This window comes from Rhodoplanes sp. SY1 (assembly GCF_046000175.1).
Classification (GTDB): Bacteria; Pseudomonadota; Alphaproteobacteria; order Rhizobiales; family Xanthobacteraceae; genus Rhodoplanes.
In genome coordinates this window covers 1-1023 of the sequence record NZ_JBEOMB010000447.1, presented here as the reverse complement: position 1 = coordinate 1023, position 1023 = coordinate 1, and the positions used below count along the sequence as shown (strand labels likewise).

The 1023-nt window shown below is 66.2% G+C and carries 2 protein-coding genes; both read right to left on the bottom strand.

Features of this window, described 5'->3' with window-relative positions; genetic code table 11:
• A partial coding sequence (locus ABTU92_RS30270; RefSeq protein WP_408095230.1) for a glycosyltransferase occupies positions 1–730 on the bottom strand: 730 nt, incomplete at its 3' end.
• A gap of 176 nt (positions 731–906) precedes the next feature.
• Positions 907–1011, bottom strand: a complete 105-nt coding sequence (locus tag ABTU92_RS30265) for a hypothetical protein (protein WP_408095231.1) — start codon at positions 1009–1011, stop codon at positions 907–909.
• Positions 1012–1023: the final 12 nt, after the last annotated feature.

Below are 1023 nucleotides of genomic sequence, written 5' to 3'. Positions count from 1 at the left end.
CGAGGAACGCGCCCTTGGTGCGCTCGTTGATCTCGCCGATGAACTCGACGCCGTCGCCGTCGAGCAGCGGCTCTATCACTTGGTGGAAATACGCCACGTCGGCCTTGTCGACCTTGGCGGCGATCTTGAGCGGGATACCGAACGTGCGGGCGATCGCGATCGCATGATCGACGCCCTTCTCGGGCGAGATCCGGCCGAGAAAGGCGAGATAGCCGCCGCGCGGGTCGGCGTTGCCCCGGAGCAGGTCGACCGGCAGTCCATGCAGCACGGTCGCCGCGAAGTTGGCGTTGGGGATCGGCCGGCGCTGGTCGTTGGAGATCGAGACCAGCGGCATCTCCGGAAACCCCGCATAGAGAGCCATCAGGTCAGGGCTGTCCTGGCGGCCGTGCAGGGTGGTGAGCGTGCGCCCCGCGATCGGACGAAAGAGCGGAAATTGGAACTGGTCGATATGGAAGTGGATGACGTCGAACGCCTCGGCCGCCCGGCAGACGCGGTCCAGCATCAGCATGTGATACGGGACCGGGTCGCGGACGGCCCGGTTGAGCCGGAGCGCGGTCGGGACGCACGGAACCAGCGTCGCCGACGTCATCGAATCGCCGCTCGCGAACAGCGTGACGTCGTGGCCGAGCTTGACCAGCTCTTCGGTGAGGTAGGAGACGATGCGCTCGGTGCCGCCATAGAGCCGCGGAGGCACGCTTTCGTACAACGGCGCGACCTGCGCGATCTTCATGTGGGGAACCTCTGTCGTGGCCGTACGCTTCTCGGATGCATCTCGTCGTGGATGCGTCTCGTCGTGGATGCGCCTCGTCGTGAAGGCGTCTCGTCGTGAAGGCGTCTCGAATGTGAGCGAGAGCAGTGTGCGATGCGGCGATGGGTCGCCGCATCGGTGTCACGCGGTGGGTCCGCTCATTTCCCGCGCAGCGTATCCGCGACGCCGCCGACGGCATTCTGGATCTTGCCCTCGGTCTTGTCGGCCTTGCCTTCGGCCTCCAGCTTGGCGTCGCCGACCACCTTGCCGACGAC